This is a genomic window from Niabella aquatica (genome assembly GCF_054779315.1).
On record NZ_BAAGYM010000014.1, the window covers coordinates 101,140 to 118,145 of the forward strand.

General features: G+C 41.7%; 11 protein-coding genes. 8 read left to right on the top strand and 3 right to left on the bottom strand.

Going from position 1 to position 17,006, the window contains the following annotated elements; translation table 11 throughout:
- Positions 1 to 84 precede the first annotated feature (84 nt).
- From ACYVBM_RS12395 to rpoN, 3 genes are all read right to left on the bottom strand, one after another.
- Positions 85 to 387: a hypothetical protein gene (locus ACYVBM_RS12395; RefSeq protein WP_460685978.1), complete on the bottom strand. Its 303-nt coding sequence runs from the start codon at positions 385 to 387 to the stop codon at positions 85 to 87.
- A gap of 149 nt (positions 388 to 536) precedes the next feature.
- Complete coding sequence (locus ACYVBM_RS12400) at positions 537 to 1,457, bottom strand: PfkB family carbohydrate kinase (protein WP_460685979.1); 921 nt, start codon at positions 1,455 to 1,457, stop codon at positions 537 to 539.
- Positions 1,458 to 1,807: 350 nt separating this feature from the next.
- Positions 1,808 to 3,298 carry an RNA polymerase factor sigma-54 gene (gene rpoN, locus ACYVBM_RS12405; protein ID WP_460685980.1) on the bottom strand — a complete coding sequence of 497 codons (1,491 nt, stop codon included), beginning with the start codon at positions 3,296 to 3,298 and terminating at the stop codon, positions 1,808 to 1,810.
- A 230-nt stretch (positions 3,299 to 3,528) separates the two neighbouring features.
- Between rpoN and ACYVBM_RS12410 the strand changes: the two genes are divergently transcribed.
- From ACYVBM_RS12410 to ACYVBM_RS12445, 8 genes are all read left to right on the top strand, one after another.
- Positions 3,529 to 4,119, top strand: a complete 591-nt coding sequence (locus ACYVBM_RS12410; protein ID WP_460685981.1) for an RNA polymerase sigma-70 factor — start codon at positions 3,529 to 3,531, stop codon at positions 4,117 to 4,119.
- Positions 4,120 to 4,190: 71 nt separating this feature from the next.
- Positions 4,191 to 5,270 (top strand): FecR family protein, encoded by a 1,080-nt coding sequence (locus tag ACYVBM_RS12415; protein ID WP_460685982.1) that lies wholly within the window; start codon positions 4,191 to 4,193, stop codon positions 5,268 to 5,270.
- Between the two features lie 74 nt (positions 5,271 to 5,344).
- Entirely contained in the window at positions 5,345 to 8,662 is a 3,318-nt protein-coding gene (locus ACYVBM_RS12420; RefSeq protein ID WP_460685983.1) for a TonB-dependent receptor, read from the top strand.
- A gap of 18 nt (positions 8,663 to 8,680) precedes the next feature.
- Positions 8,681 to 10,234 (top strand): RagB/SusD family nutrient uptake outer membrane protein, encoded by a 1,554-nt coding sequence (locus ACYVBM_RS12425; RefSeq protein ID WP_460685984.1) that lies wholly within the window; start codon positions 8,681 to 8,683, stop codon positions 10,232 to 10,234.
- A gap of 33 nt (positions 10,235 to 10,267) precedes the next feature.
- Complete coding sequence (locus ACYVBM_RS12430) at positions 10,268 to 11,155, top strand: LamG-like jellyroll fold domain-containing protein (protein ID WP_460685985.1); 888 nt, start codon at positions 10,268 to 10,270, stop codon at positions 11,153 to 11,155.
- A gap of 570 nt (positions 11,156 to 11,725) precedes the next feature.
- Positions 11,726 to 12,322: an RNA polymerase sigma-70 factor gene (locus ACYVBM_RS12435; RefSeq protein WP_460685986.1), complete on the top strand. Its 597-nt coding sequence runs from the start codon at positions 11,726 to 11,728 to the stop codon at positions 12,320 to 12,322.
- Between the two features lie 59 nt (positions 12,323 to 12,381).
- On the top strand, positions 12,382 to 13,461 hold the full coding sequence (locus ACYVBM_RS12440) for a FecR family protein (RefSeq protein WP_460685987.1): 1,080 nt from the start codon (positions 12,382 to 12,384) through the stop codon (positions 13,459 to 13,461).
- A 95-nt stretch (positions 13,462 to 13,556) separates the two neighbouring features.
- On the top strand, positions 13,557 to 16,991 hold the full coding sequence (locus tag ACYVBM_RS12445; protein WP_460685988.1) for a SusC/RagA family TonB-linked outer membrane protein: 3,435 nt from the start codon (positions 13,557 to 13,559) through the stop codon (positions 16,989 to 16,991).
- The last annotated feature ends 15 nt before the right edge of the window (positions 16,992 to 17,006 follow it).

A 17,006-nucleotide genomic window follows, 5' to 3' on the forward strand; every position in this document is an offset into this window, starting at 1 on the left:
GAAAGTAAAGGTTATAGCCCTCAATATCAACAACTCCCGCATACATGCTGCTGCCGGGAGCTGTGTTGAACTTATCAACGATCCCTATTTTGCCTTTACAGGAATAATACCTGAACGCCTGGATGCCCCGGCTTTGTTGGTGAGGACCCACATAATAGTAAACGACGGAATGATGTCGAGACCCGGCATTGCCTCCTCGATAAAGTTGAAAATACCACCCAGTATCCCTTTGGTCCCACCGAAGGTTTTGGCAAATATTATTGCCGAAAGCGGCGCCCAGATCACATCAGAGAACTCGCCGATACCCGGAATAGCGAAGGATAACATACCTATGGCATCCATGATAATACAAAACAGTAATGACGGTGATTTCTGAATATTGTTCATTTCTTTTTATTTGTATTAATGATACCAAAAGTCATGCAAACGTTGTATCAGCAGGCTTTATTCACCGATGTTTAAGCAATGGTTACCGATAACAAAAGCGGCTCCCATTACATAGTGAGAGGCGCTTTTATGGTAAATATCTGTAATTCTTACAATTCTGCCTGGTAATGAGTTAGCTCTTTAAATTGCTGCAAACGATCATGAATATCTTCTTTTGTGATCTCTTTCAACCGGGTGGTGCCAAATTTTTCTACACAAAAGCTGGCCAGTGCGCTGCCTGCAATGATGGCAGTTTTCATATTCTCGAAAGAAATATCGCCTGTTTTAGCCAGGTAGCCTATAAATCCACCGGCAAAGCTATCCCCGGCGCCAGTGGGATCAAATACATCTTCCAGCGGCAACGCAGGTGCTACGAATACTTTATTTTGATGGAAAAGTAAAGCACCATGCTCCCCTTTTTTAATAATAAGGTATTGGGGCCCCATGGTAAGTATTTTTTTGGCCGCTTTTACTAATGAATACTCGGCTGTAAGCTGGCGGGCTTCGCTGTCATTTACCAGGAGCACATCGATCTTGCTGATCGCCTCTTCCAGCTCGGGCAGGGCAACATCCATCCAGAAGTTCATGGTATCCAAAACAATCAGCCTGGGACGGGTTTTTAACTGGCGGATAACGCTGAGCTGTACGGCCGGTGCCAGGTTGCCCAGCATCAAGAATTCTGCGCCCTGGTAGCTTTCAGGTATAACCGGCTTAAAATCCCCTAATACATTCAGCTCTGTTACCAGGGTATCCCGGGTGTTCATATCCAAATGATATTTGCCGGCCCAAAAGAAAGACTTCCTGTCTGTAACAACCTCAACGGCTTCTGTATGCACACCGCGTTTACGCAGTTCTTCCAGCTCTTCATCGGGAAAATCGTAACCCACCACCGAGACCTGCTTTACAGGCTGAACAAAGTTGGATGCAGCATAAGCAATATAGGTTCCGGCGCCGCCAATAATTTTGTTGGATCTGCCAAAAGGGGTTTCAATATCATCAAAGGCCATAGACCCTACTACAATAACGGACATAATTTATTTGAGATTTAATAATTTAATATTCCTGATTATGTGCGCAAACTTAGTATTATTTGATTAATACAGCTTGATTTTAATGAGCACGGAATGACTGAGGTCAGTTGCAGGTTTCTGGTTTCTGGATGCTGGTTTTTGGTTATTGGATACTGGTTGCTGGATACTGGTTTCAGATCAGGACACATAGTTGCTATGCGTATAGAATTTCTATATTACGTGTTTGATTGGATTTAAAGTTGAAGACATTAGATAGTTAGTACTTAGACGTTAGATAGCAACCAGCATCCGCTATCCAGTATCCAGCAACCAGTATCTATGAACTATTAACCATGAACTATGAACGTCCCTTACACCAGCTCCTTTCTCAACCTTGCCACGGGTATATTTAGCTGCTCGCGGTATTTGGCAACTGTGCGGCGTGCGATATTGTACCCTTTTTCCTGTAATAATTCTGTAAGCTTTTCATCGCTCAGCGGATGCTTTTTGCTTTCTGATTCTATCATATCGCTCAGTATTTTCTTCACTTCCCTGGTGGAAACCTCTTCGCCGCTATCGGTGCTCAACGATTCGCTAAAGAAAAACTTCAGCCTGTAAGTGCCAAATTCGGTTTGTACGAATTTACTGTTGGCCACACGGCTTACAGTAGAGATATCGAGATGGGTCTTTTCTGCAATATCTTTAAGAATCATAGGTCTTAAGGCAGTTTCATCACCGGTAAGGAAAAATTCTTCCTGGTGATGCATAATAGCGCTCATGGTATCGAGCAAAGTGTGCTGGCGCTGTTTAATAGCATCAATAAACCATTTGGCCGCATCTATCTTTTGTTTGATGAAGAGCACTGCTTCCTTCTGCTGTTTATCTTTTTTATTGCCACGGCTGTATTCCTTCATCATGTCTTTATACCCTTCACTGATCCGGAGCTCGGGTGCGTTGCGGCTGTTCAATGTAAGCTCCAGCTTGCCGTTATTGTTCAAAATAAAAAAGTCGGGCACTACATAGCTTTCTGCTTTGTTCACAGCGCCTATATTGCCACCGGGTTTGGGATTAAGCCTGATGATCTGTTGCATGACTTCTTTCAGTTCCTCATCTTCAAGACCGAGCCCCCGCTGGATTTTCTCATAATGCTTTTTGGTAAACTCATCGAAATACTTTTCAATAGCAAGGATAGCGGTATCTACTTCCTTCCCTTCCTGCTTTTGCCTTTTAAGCTGTAATAAAAGGCATTCCGGCAAATCTCTTGCGCCTACCCCGGGCGGGTCGAACTGCTGTATCTGGGAAATGATGCTGTTCACTTCCTTCACAGAGGTTTCTATGTTTTGCCTGAAGGCCAGGTCGTCCACCAAAGCAGGCGTATCTCGGCGTAAATATCCGTCTTCATCTATGCTGCCAATAATGTGTTCCGCGATTTTTTTTTGTTTCTCGTCCAGCGAAAGCAGGCCCAGCTGGCTTACCAGCATATCGTAAAAGGTAGCTTCTGTTTTTATAGGCAGCTGGCGGCTTTCATCGTCGTCAGTATAATTATCATCGCGGGTCTTATACTCTGCTATCTCGCCGTCGTCATCGTGCAGGTATTCGGTAACATCAATGTTATCATAATCGTCTACGCTGCCATCCTGTTCTTCGTAAGGATCTGATTCTTCATTACCGGTAAATTCATCTGCATATTCATCTTCCTCTTTTTGCTGGCCTTCTTCTTCCAGTGCCGGATTAGCCTCCAGCTCTTCCTTGATCCTTTCTTCCAGGTTTGCAGTAGGTACCTGCAGCAGTTTCATTAGCTGAATTTGCTGAGGTGAAAGCTTTTGTAAAAGTTTTTGTTGTAGAGATTGTCCTAATGCCACAGTATTAATTATTTGAAACGGGTCGCATACTCAAAAATCAAGCCATTTCTGCAAATATACATACTCTGATGTCATTGTCAGGCATACCTGATTACTAATTTGTTAGGAAATGGCATTAAAGATAGATACAAAAACAAGCTGGCGCAGAGGGTAAAGAAATTTTTTATAAATAAAACAATTGTGTTAATAGAATGTTGTATTTTCAAATAATGTAACGGAAACGATTTTGCATGTCGGAAAAGGACTCTAATAAAGTAAATAAATTCCTCGATCAAATTGACAATAACGATCAAACTGCATTTGCACGGCTATATGCCATGTATGCAAAGCGGCTTATTGCTTTTTCCAACTCCATACTCCACTCCATGGAGATGGCCGAAGAAGCGGTTGAGGATGTTTTTGTGAAGCTCTGGAGCAAAAGAGGCACACTGGCAGGCATAGAAAATATATCTGTATACCTGTACATTGCAACAAAAAACCAGTCGCTAAGCAAGCTTTCAGATAAAGCCAGTAAACTCATAACAGCGCCGTTTGATGATTTAAATCCTACTGTGGAAGCTATACACCAGGATCCCCACTCTATATTTATTACTTCGGAAATGCTGAATCGGGTAAACGATGTCATAGAAGATCTTCCACCCCGCTGTAAGATGATTTTTAAACTGATAAGGGAAGATGGCCTGCGGTATAAGGAAGTGGCCGCTATATTAAACATATCTGTAAACACCATCGATGCGCAAATGGCAATAGCTGTAAAGCGTATTTGTGAGGCTATGGGCATTGCTAGACCAACGCATAAAACAGCTAAAGCAACCGTATAAAAAAAATCAGCACTATTTTTTAGTAGATTATCTTTTTTTAACAGTCCTTATTGTAGAAGGATTGTTTCTACATGGATAACGAAACAGATATATGGGTGCTTATGGCCAGGTGTGCTTTTCATGAAGCTACCGAAGCCGAGTACCGCTCATTTCAGGCATTGCTGCAGCAAAATCCTCAGCTGCAGCAACAATATGACTGGTTGTTGCAGCTAACCAACAGGGAAGCTGTAACGGGAAATGATGTAGCCACACCCGAGCCCGAAGCAGATACTATCAGTAAAATATTCTCTAAAGCGGCATTGCTGGAGAATGAAAATCCGGTTAAAAAAATCCGTTCATTTAAAGGGAGGGCATGGGCTGTTGCTGCCAGCATGATACTGCTTATATGCGCCGGGTATTTTTTATTTTTTAGCGGCAGGCAGGAAAAGTCCGCAATAGCTTTAAAACCTTTAGTGTCGGCATCGGTAGCTAGGCCTGAAGCTACCATACTACCCGATGGCAGTAAAGTATGGCTGAATGCCGGGTCAAAATTGTTTTTTGAAAATGATTTTAAGGGCCCGACACGCGAAGTAAGGCTGGTGGGAGAGGCTTTTTTTGATGTAATTAAAAATGCGCGGCAGCCATTTATTGTACATGTAAATGAAATAAATATTAATGTGCTGGGCACAGCTTTTAATGTAAAAGGTTACGAAGAAGATAAGGAAATACAAACTACGTTATACCGGGGCCTGGTAAAAGTTACAAAAAACGATGACCATCATTTTCAGCCCATTATGCTGTATCCCAACCAGAAAATAGTAATTCCTAAAACGGTTTTAAATCAGGTAGAGCAAGGAGCCGTTGCCGGTAATAACAGCGCTATTGCACTATTGCCTGTTGATAGTACCATTAAAGAAGAGCTTCGGACTGAAACATCGTGGATATATGGCCGGATCGATTTTAAAGGAGAAACTTTAGAGCAGGTAACCAATAAAATGGCTTACCGTTATCATGTAAAATTTGTATTTGAAGATGAGATCATAAAAAATTTAAGCTTTACAGGTTCTTTTGAAAACGAGTCGTTAGAAGCTGCCTTAAAAGCCCTGCAAACCGCAAATCCATTTCATTATAAAATAAACGCTCATGAAGTTATTATCAGTGCTGCAAAATAAAACATTACCCGGCTAAAGGAAGGTGGCTTGAAAGACCCGGATCAAATATTACATCAATTAAACAACCGTTTTACATGGAAACCCTACAAAAAAAGATGAACCATCCATTAAAATCAAAGTTTTTACTTATTATGAAACTAATGCTTGCCTTTATGCTTTTGTTTACATTAAACCTGTCTGCCAGCAGTTTTGGCCAGGGCCGTGTAAACCTGCGTGCTAAAAAGGTTCCTATAGCAGAGGTGCTGGCTTCTATTGAGCAGCAAACCAGCTATCGTTTTTTGTATAATAACGATTTACCTGCTTTAAAAAATAAGATCACCATTAACGCAAAAGAGGCCGGCATAACGGATGTGCTGGATCAGTTATTGATGGGTACTTCGCTTACCTACAGCCATATGCCCGACAGGCTGATTGTGATAAAAGACGACCCGTTAAAGAAAAAGGACCTTACTGTTACCGGGATGGTAATAGATGACAAAGGTTCTCCGGTGCCCAATGCTTCTGTACAGGTAAAAGGAAGCGCTATCGGTACGGTTACTGATTCCTCGGGAAGCTTTACCCTTACAGTGCCGGATGCAAACGCTATCCTGGTTTTTTCATCGGTAGGATATAATGAAAAGGAAGAAGCGCTGAACGGCAGAACTGAAATAGCCGTAGTGCTTACTACCTCTTCCCAGAGCCTGGAGCAGGTGGTGGTGATTGGGTATGGTACGCAAAAGAAAAGAGATTTGACAGGGACTATTACTTCTGTAAAAGGGGAAGATATAGCAAAACTGCCCAATACGAATCCCATGAGCTCATTGCAGGGAAAGGTTGCCGGTTTAACGATTGTTAACAGCGGCCGTGCCGGTTCTTCGCCTACTGTTCGCATCAGAGGAGTAAACAGCACCAGCAATACCGATCCTTTATATGTGGTAGATGGTGTTTTTCAAACCAATATAGATTACCTGAATCCAGGCGATATAGAGAGTATGGAAATATTGAGAGACCCTTCTTCTATTGCTATTTTTGGACTTCAGGGAGGTAACGGGGTGATTATTGTTACTACAAAAAGAGCAGCCAGGGGACAAACAAGAATTTCCTTTCAAAGTTCTGTCGGGGTGCAAAAAGTAATCAATAAAATAGATCTGACAGACGCAGAAGGATTCAAAAAGCTTTACAATATGCAACTCCAGAACCTGGGTGCTGCAGCATTTGATTATAAGAACTACACAGCAAATACCGATTGGCAGAGCCTGATATTTCAGGATGCAATGATTAACAATAATACATTAAGTATTGCTAACAGCGGAGAAAAAACTACTACATTGTTCAGTCTCGGGTATAACGTACAGGAAGGCGTTTTAAAATATGATAACTATAAGAAGTTAATCGCCCGTTTAAACCAGGAAATACGCATTACTGATAATATTAAAGTAGGAGGTGATGTAACAGGTTTCTACTGGAAACAGAACAGCCCTTCTGATGAAGTATTCAATTACGCGCTCCGGGCTGCTCCTATTGTTCCTGTGCAGGCCGGTGATGACCTTTATTACAGTATGCCTGGGTTTCAAAGAGCACAGATTGCAAACCCGGTTGCAAGGATTAATCAAACCAATGGTAATTCTCTTAAAGACGGGTACAGGGCCGTCGGAAACATTTTTGGTGAAATCAAATTCCTTAAAAATTTTACCTGGCGCTCATCTTTTTATACAGATTTAGGATTTAATAATACAAGGGGCTATACTCCGCTTCCATACAGGTATATCAACCTGGGAGAAGGGGTCAGCAAAACAGATACCTCATTTAATGACCTTGCAAGGACTTCGGTAAACCAGGAGCAGATACAGTATAGAAAATTCCAGCAGGATCATACGCTTACATTTGCTAAAACTGTAGAAAAACACACTATTACGGCATTAGCCGGTTTTACAACCCTGTTTCAGGGCAATGCAAAAGTAGGTGGAAGCAGAACCGATACCACTTTAAATATACCCAGAGATCCAGATTACTGGTATCTTGATATTGTAAACCCCAATAATCCGTTGTCAAATGTAGGTAATGGATCAGAGGAGGCTTTTATGTCGTTATTTGCGAGGGTAAACTATGCTTTTGATAACAGGTATCTCGTTAACCTGAGCTATCGCAGGGACGGAAGCTCGAAATTTTCCAAAGCAAACCGTTGGGGCGATTTCGGTAGTATAGGCTTAGGTTGGGTAATAAGTGAAGAAAATTTCTTTAAAAACATTTCTGGTATTAATTTCTTGAAACTGCGGGGCGCATGGGGAACCGTAGGAAGCGGAATGGGACTTGCGCCAAATTTATACCTTCCAGGCCTTACCAACCGCAATTCAGGGATTTTTGGAGACAGGATATACCCGGGTGTAACCCCCGAATATGTCCCCGATCCTAACCTGCATTGGGAAGTAGTACGTGGTATAGATGTGGGAATAGATGCCCGGCTGCTGGATAACAGGTTATCTCCTGAAATTACATTTTACGACAGAACTACCAAAGATATTATCACCAACCTGACCCTGCCGGGAACGGCTGGAAATTATACCTATAAAACAAATTTGGGAACTATTTCCAACAGGGGTATTGAGGTGGCTTTAAGCTGGAGAGACAAGATCGGCGATTTTACCTACGGGCTTTCTGCAAATTACAGCTACAACAAAAACAAGGTGACCTCGATAGGGGATAACATAAATTTTGAAATAATAGGAAACGGTGGCACTAATAGAACCACTACAGGAGAATCGATCGGCTATTTTTACGGATACCGCCAGATAGGTATCTACCAGGTTACTGCCGACTTTGACCGTATGGCCAGCTTTCCAACTTCCAGGGTGGGGGATATAGCTTTTGAAGATGTAGATAATAACGGAATATTAGATTCCAAAGACAGGACTTATCTGGGAACGCCTTTTCCGCCTCATAATTTTGGAGCCTCAATAAACCTGGGCTATAAAGGTTTTGACTTTATGATAGATGGCCAGGGAGTTGCGGGGAACAAGGTATATACACAACGGCGCACTGCAATTTTCGCCCCGCTGAATTATGAAAGCAATCGCCTCGGCGCATGGACCGGTCCGGGAAGTACGAATATTGAGCCTATTCTGGACAATACAAGAGGCAATAACTATGTCTTTAGCAATTACTTTCTTGAACCGGGTGATTATTTCCGTATAAGAACGCTCCAGGTGGGATATACTTTCTCGCAAAAGCTGCTTCAGAAAGCGTCTATAAAACAATTAAGAGTATACGTAAGTGGTCAGAATATAGCTACATTTTCAAAAACTACGGGGTACACACCGGAGGCTCCGCTTAATGATCCTATTGCCAGTGGTTCAGATAACGGATTGTTTCCCACTCCTGCAGTATATTCTTTTGGCTTAAACGTAACTTTTTAACTACTAATTCTCGTATTTATGAAATATACAAATCCAATTCAGTCAATCAGGCTAATGCTGTTGCTTATTGTTATGGCATTAATTTTTGGCGGATGTAAGAAAGGTTTTTTAGATCGTGATCCGCAGGGTAAGTATACATCAGATACGTATCCTTATCCCAGTGGCTCAGGCCCTTATGATACGTATTTATTTGCAGCTTATGCAGAGCTAAGGGCTTTTAATGTGCATAGCCAGGCTTTTATTTGTGCTACCGGCATCAGAAGTGATGATGGAGACAAGGGTAGTACCCCATCCGATGGCGGCGCCGCAACTATTGATATGGATAATTTTCCGGTACAGCCAAACTATTCATCGAATGATTATACAGACATGCTCTGGAAAGGCTATTTTGGCTTAATTAATAAGGCTAATATTGCTATTGATCAGGTACAAAACAATAGTGCGATAGAGGCGACAAGTGACGTTAAAAATCAATCTGAAGCGGAAGCGAAGTTCATCCGCGCCTATGGATATTTTATGCTGGTGCGCCTGTTCGGAAACATTCCTATTATTGACAGGATCTTTGATAATCCGGCCGCTCAAAGTAATGTTCCTCAAAGCACTTCTGCTCAGGTGTATGCTTTAATAGAGAGCGATCTGCAGTTTGCAGCGCAATACCTTCCGCCTTCCTGGGATCCGCAAAAGTTCCCCGGCCGATTAACAAACGGCGCGGCAAACGGCCTTTTGGCAAAAGTATATCTGACACAAAAAAAGTGGGCGCAGGCGATGACAGCTGCAGAGATAGTAATGAAATCCGGCCAGTATAATTTAAACACTTCTTATGATAATATTTTCAGAGAAGTAGGGGAGAACAGCTCCGAATCACTATTTGAAGTACAGGCCACAGCAAGCTTTGTTACAAAAACGGACAATGGGGTACAGTATGCTCAAACCATTGGTGTTAGAGGTAGCGGTAGCTGGAACCTGGGTTGGGGCTGGTATACACCCAGCCGGAATCTGGACACTTCTTATGAAGCCGGAGACCCGCGCAGGAAACGAACAATTTTATATACTACCGGCGATAGCGCTGTTACTATTTATGGAGAGCGCCTGCCAACGGGGTTGCCCAATCCCACATACAACAATAAAGTATATACCAATCCCGCTATGCGGAGCGCTGTTGGACACCAGTTTGGTTGGTGGATGAATGTGCGGATACTTAGATATGCCGATGTAGTACTGATGTTTGCCGAAGCGGCAAATGAAGTAGGTGGAGAAGCGAATATCACGGCAGCAAGAACTGCACTCAACTCTGTTAGAGCAAGGGCAAGGGCCGGAAATAATGCTATTCTTCCTGATGTGATTGCTACAGATCAGTCTGTTTTAAGAGCAGCAATAAGGCGTGAGCGCAGGATTGAGCTGGCTATGGAGCATGATCGCTTTTTTGACCTGGTGCGCTGGGGTATTGCCGCTTCAACTTTAAATGCAGTAGGCAAAACAAACTTCAGGGATGACAGGGATGTATTATTACCCATTCCCAGAACTCAGATTGATTTGAGCAAAGGGGTACTTAAACAAAATTCCGGTTATTAATTAATCTATTTAAGAAAATTAAATTTTATTAAGATGAGGTATAACAGATTTTACTCATTTTTATTATTAGGGCTTATTGCTATTGTATCTGATTCTTGTAAAAAGGATGGCAATCCCAATAATCTGCCGGATGTTTCTCCGGCTGATTACGAAGGAAAGATTGATGGCTATTCCAGCTCGGATGAGATCAACCCCAAAAAGCTGGTAGCTTACTGGAGCTTTGATGATTCAAGAAGTGAGCTGAAAACCAATACTGCACCAACGCAAACAACAAATGACGCTTTGGTAGATGGAGGCGTGAAAGGTAAAGCGCTGAGCCTTACCGCTGGCTATTTGTATTTTGCCAAACAGTTTGACGCTTTTAAGGCAGATGTATTTAAATCATGGAGCATAAGCGTGTGGGTAAAAGTGAAAAATAACGGCAGCAAGCGCACGATGGTTTTGCAGCTGGCGAAAAAGGATTCTGCTATTAACGGCAATATTAACTTTCTTCTTAACACTCAGTCTTACCCAGCCACTAACGATTCTGTATTAAGGATAAACCCAACTTTCAGGAAAATAACTGGAGGGGCTGCTGCTTCTGTTGAAGATAACCTGAATAATGTACTGGACAAAACTAATTTGAACAACTGGAATCATATCGTGTTGACTTATGATATTACTACAGGTGTTTTTAATAACTGGTTGAATGGTGTTAAGGTGGGGAACTTTCCTAACAGGGGAACTACCAACCTGTTTAACTCCTTTGAACCGAACGAGTTTATAATCGGCTCAAATTATAATGGTATACCGGGAAAAACTGGGAGCGATGGCGCAGTAGCACCAATGACAGGTATGATCGATGAGCTGAAAATATTTAATGAGCCATTGAAAGATGACTATATCAAGGCTTTGTATAAATTGGGACTGGCAAACAAATAGTTTAGAATGATTGAAATATCATTAAAATATTCCTGTCCAGGATAGATTTATCGCCGTTGGTGTTGAACAGAGCCATTCAGGCAGGCGAAGTACCAACGGCGTTGCAGGTGAGGTGATATAATTGGTTTTGCAATTGCATTACCATTTTCCCTGGTCAGGATGCAGCACCTTCAAGCGCTGCGTTTATCAATAAGTCTATATAGGTACTTTCAATCCATTTTATTTAATGGCTGCTTAGTTTTTTAAGCAGCCATTCATCTATAAAATGAATAATGATAAGCAATTGCAATAATAAATAAGCCACTATTTTTTAGTATTTATTGTACTGTTTTCCTGTGGCAGCAAAAAAATCTATTGCATCCCGCCGATAAAAAAATTGCATTACACCAGAGATTATGTGCAAATCTGTAATTGATTTTGACATTGAATTAAAGATGGTTGTACCCCAACATTTTATTTTAAGATTTATGCATTTTGCTTTAAGGTTTATATAATACAGCTATCGGAACCATGCAACGTTAGGTTATTGGTTCTTTTCTTATATTTACATAATAAAGCTTGCTGTATAATATGTTCCGGTTTTTAAAAACAGATGAAGCCCCGGTTGAAAAGCTGAAACAACGCGTTGCTTCGGGAGATGAACATGCCTTCCGGGAGCTTTTTAATCTATTTGCAGAGCGTTTAACCGTATTTGCTTATTCTATAACGAGAAACAAGGATGCCGCTGTAGAAATTTTTGATGAAGTATTTATAAAAATCTGGAAAAAAAAAGAAACGCTTCTTGAAATAGATAATCTGACCACCTATTTATACACCGCCATAAAAAACACCTCTTTAAACTACATTTCCAGTAAGAGCCGGGAAAATTCTTCAAAAGAATTTGATTTCATCAACATTGCGCTGAGCGAGGATGATCGGCCCGACCAGCAAATGATCTCTGCTGAAATATTCAGAAAAATAAAAAAAGCGGTAGAAGACCTGCCTCCGAAATGCAAAATAATCTTTAAGCTTGTTCGCGAAGACGGGCTGAGATATAAGGAAGTGGCCGAGGTGCTCAATATTTCTGAAAAAACGGTTGATGCACAAATGGTTATTGCCGTTAAACGGATAGCAGCGAGTGTAAAAGGATATTTTGATTACTTTCCTGCCCGGTTTCAAAAAAAATAATAAGATTTTTTTTAGGGTGAACTGTTGTATGCACTGTCTTATAGATAGCGAATGCTTTTATGCACGAAAAAGCGGCCATATTATTGTCCCGGAAATTATCAGGTGCGGCAACTCCAGAAGAGCTGGATGAATTGCATACCTGGATTAGAGAACATCCGCAGGATCATTATTTTATAGAACTACTGGAGTCTTATTGGAAAAGTAAGACCGTATCGGATTTTTTGAATATCAGGGATGATGTGCACTTTCAGGAGATTATGAGCAAAGCGGCTGTTACCGGTTCATTGCCTGTTGTTCAAATCCGGCCTGCTATAAAAGCCCTGCCATGGAAAAAATGGGTGGCTGCGGCCGCTTTAACGGGAGTGGTTTTTGTATTGGCGTTGATGATCAATCACTATAGGCGATCGTCTCAAGCTGTGCCTGGAAATGCAAATGTTATTGCCACCACCCTGGGTGCCAAATCCGAGGTTTTATTGCCCGACGGGTCAAAAGTATGGTTGAATGCAGCCTCAAAGCTTCATTACGATAAAAAATTTAATGGCAGGCTGCGCGAAGTATATCTCGATGGTGAGGCCTATTTTGATGTACGAAAGGATAAAACACGCCCGTTTATCGTGCACACATCAGAGATTGACATCAAAGTACTCGGCACGGCCTTCAATGTAAAATCGTATAAAGAAGAAGCCACCATTGAGGCAACGCTTATTCACGGCTCTATACAGGTAAGCAACAAGCTGAACCCGGATATTCCTAAAATACTTTTGCACCCGCATGAAAAATTAATCTTCACAAAATCGGGAGGCAAAGATCCGGCGGGTCATACGCTGCATGAAAAGGAAAATAAACCACGGGGTTTCCTCATTTCCAGAATAATGCCTGTAGACCGCGATTCATTGATTGCAGAAACTTCTTGGATACATAACCGGTTATTATTTGAGGGAGAAACGTTCCGCGAAATAGCTGCCAAAATGGAGCGATGGTATGATGTAAAAATAAACTTCGGGAGCGAAGAAGTAGCGGCTTACCGCCTGCGTGGTGTGTTTGAAGACGAAACGATTGACGAAGCGTTAAAAGCGTTGCAACAAATTGCGCCATTTCATTACTCAATAAAAGATAAAAATATAACGATTATAAAATAAGAAACCGGGAATGCGGGAACATTCACCGGTTGTAAGATAAACGGAATGCCGTAGTAAAAAAGCAATTCCTATTGTTTAACTCTAAAATCAAAAGTATGAAAAAAAACGTACCTAAGGAGGCGGTTGCGCCTCTTTGCAGGGTGCTGCTCAAAACTTTGCTTGTTATGAAGCTTGTTATCGCTATTATTTTATTTACTGCTTTTCAGGTACAGGCGGGCAACGCTTCCGGCCAGGGCATTTCGCTGAACCTTAAAAACACCGATGTAAAAAGTGTGCTTACAGAAATAGAAAAGAGCACGCGCTACCGTTTCATGTATAACTATGAGCTAAGCGGGCTAAAATCGAAGCTTGATTTTCATGCAGAACAGGCCACCGTAACCGAAGTGCTTAACAAATTACTGGAAGGTAATAACCTGGCGTATAAAAAACTAAATAAAAACCTGATTGCCATTGTATCTACAATTGAGGAAGAAAAAAGGCAAATAACCATCACGGGTAAAGTGACTGCTATTACCGGCGATCCCGTTCCCGGCGCCACCGTTTTAGAAAAAGGCACTCAAAACGGGGCGAGCACCAATGATGCCGGTGAATATAAAATCACAGTGGGAGACGGAGCTGTTCTTGTATTCAGCGCTGTAGGCTACCAGGAGCAGGAAGTAATTGTTGGAAACCGGACCGTGATCGATGTTAAACTTGTTGCTGCTGTTTCAAATCTGGATGAAGTGGTGGTCATCGGTTATGGTACCGCTGCCAAAAGAGACCTGACGGGGTCGATCACCAAGGTTGAAGGTAAAGAAATTGCTGACAAGCCCAATACGAATCCCGTGGCATCATTACAGGGAAAAGTGGCAGGGTTAAGTGTAGTGAATAACGGAACCCCGGGTTCAGCACCCGATATAAGAATAAGAGGTACGGGTAGTATCGGTCAGGTTAAACCCTTGTTTGTTGTGGACGGTATTTTTCAGGATAACATTGATTATCTGAATCCTAATGACATAGAGTCCATAGAAATATTAAAAGATCCGTCCTCTTTAGCCATTTTTGGTGTAAAAGGAGCTACAGGTGTTATTGCAATAACTACCAGGCGTGCTAAATCGGGCCAGGTAACCGTTAACTTCAATAGCTCTTATGGGGTTAAACAATTGGTTGATAAAATAAAGCTGGCCAATGCCCAGCAGTTTGCAGAACTTTATGCGGAAGAGCTACGGTATGCTGGCTCCACAGATATTCCTAATATCATTGGCGGCGCAAATACAGACTGGATCGACGCAGTTACACGTACTGGGCGTCAGTCTATAAGCAATTTGAGCCTTTCTGCAAGCACTGATAGAAATAAACTGAACCTGGGCGTTGGATATATTTATGATGAAGGTATTATTAAGCATCAGCAGCTAAGCAGGTTGAATATTAATTTTTCTGATGAGTTTAAGGTTACCCAAAATATTAAAATAGGCGTAAATCTTATAGCATCCAGGCAGAATAATCCTTACGATGTAGGCAGCATTTTAGATGATGCAAGAAAAGTTGTTCCTCAAATTCCTTCGGGCATCAAAAGCATGCGCGTAAGAGACCTTTATGGAAATCCTACCGATTCGGTTGACGTGGACCTGTATTATTCGCTGGATCCCAGCCTGCAGACTGCCGGGGTTGTGAACCCTCTACTCAAACTGGAAAATGAATGGAATAAAGTAAAAAACTTTGAATACAGAACAGTGGGCAGTTTCTTCTTTGATTTTAATATTACGAAGGACCTGAATTGGCGTTCAACTGTGTATGCAGATATAAGTAACGTAAATAAACGTCAGTATACACCTGCGTATTACGCATACAGCCCCGTTTTTGATTCGGCAGTTATATATAGCCCCCTTACAAAAGTTCAGGAGAACGATGACACATACAGGAAGTTTCAGCAAGATCATATATTAACTTATAAAAAGAAATTTGGAGATCATAATCTTACAGCTACAGCCGGATTTACCACTTATTATTTTGGTTATTTTGGACGACAGGGCACAGCAAGCCAGTCCACTAAAGTTGGAGCAAAACCTATTCCGGATAATGAACGGTTCTGGTATATAAATAACGGGTTCCAGGATCCGTTGGCAACAACGGCTACGTCAGGTCAAAATGAATATACTACAGTTTCTGGTTTAGCACGGGCTTTATATAATTATAGAAATAAATACTATTTCAATGCCTCTTACCGCAGCGATGCTTCTTCAAGGTTATACAGGTCTGTACCTGCACAAAGCTTTTGGGCAATAGGTGCTGCCTGGGAAATATCAAGAGAGGATTTTTTCGCTGCTATAAAAGATAAGATCAATTTCCTGAAACTTAAAGGATCTGTAGGTGTTTTAGGCAATCAAAGTGCCTATAACCAAAATACCGGAACACAATTGGATTACCCGCTATACCCTTTGCTTTCAAGCGGGCAAACGGCGGTGTTTGGAACAAATGTATATACTGCGGCCGATGAACTGTATTTCCCCAACCCCAACTTAAAATGGGAGCAGGTGCATTCTCATGAAATCGGCCTGGAAGGTGCTGCATTTGGAAATAGCCTGAACTTTGAAATCAACTATTTCAGCAAAACCACAAAAGACCTGATGACTTTTATTGATAACAGTGCATTAGGTTTGAAAAGCGCTTTATTAAATGCGGGCAGTTTAAAAAACTGGGGTACTGAAATTTCTGCAGCGTACAATAATAGAATTGCCAGGGATTTAACCTTGGGGGTTACAGGAAACATCACCTTCTTAAAGAACAAAGTACTGTCTTTAAGCAGCGACCTTCCCGCAGGTAAAGTAATACGTGGATTTACCAATAATAATGCGGCACAGGCTGTTACACAGGTTGGATACCCTATTGGTTATTTTTACGGGTATGTTGTTGAAGGTATTTACCAAAGCTGGGCCGATGTGATTACCTCGCCTGATGCAAGTGGTATTGGAGGTTCCTATGGCCCGGGCGATTTCAAATTTAAAGATGTGAACGGGGATGGTGTTGTTAATCCTGATGACAGAACCATTATAGGGAATCCAACGCCCGATTTTACTTATGGAGGCAGTGTTACCCTTAACTATAAGGGCATAAGCCTTGGAGTGGACATTAACGGGGTTTATGGCAATGAGGTGTTCAGAACCTGGGCATCGCTTGAGTCGCCTTTCCAGCGTGTTAATTATGCAGAAATGCAGGTGAACCGGTGGCATGGAGAAGGTACTTCTAACTGGACCCCTATTCTTGGACAGGCCCACAGATTTAATTATAATGGTTCTACTTATAATATTGAAGATGGAAGTTATATACGTATAAGAAACTTACAACTTGGATACGCCTTACCTCAAACGCTGATTGCTAAAACCGGATTTAAAAGTGCAAGAATATTTGCCAATATACAAAACCTGAAAACATGGAAGCATAACAGCGGCTATTCGCCAGAATATGGCGGAGATGCTACGGCTTTTGGTTTTGATTTTGGAGGCAATGCAATCCCGAGAATAACAACCTTTGGTTTAAATGTAACTTTTTAAATTATAAAATCTGTA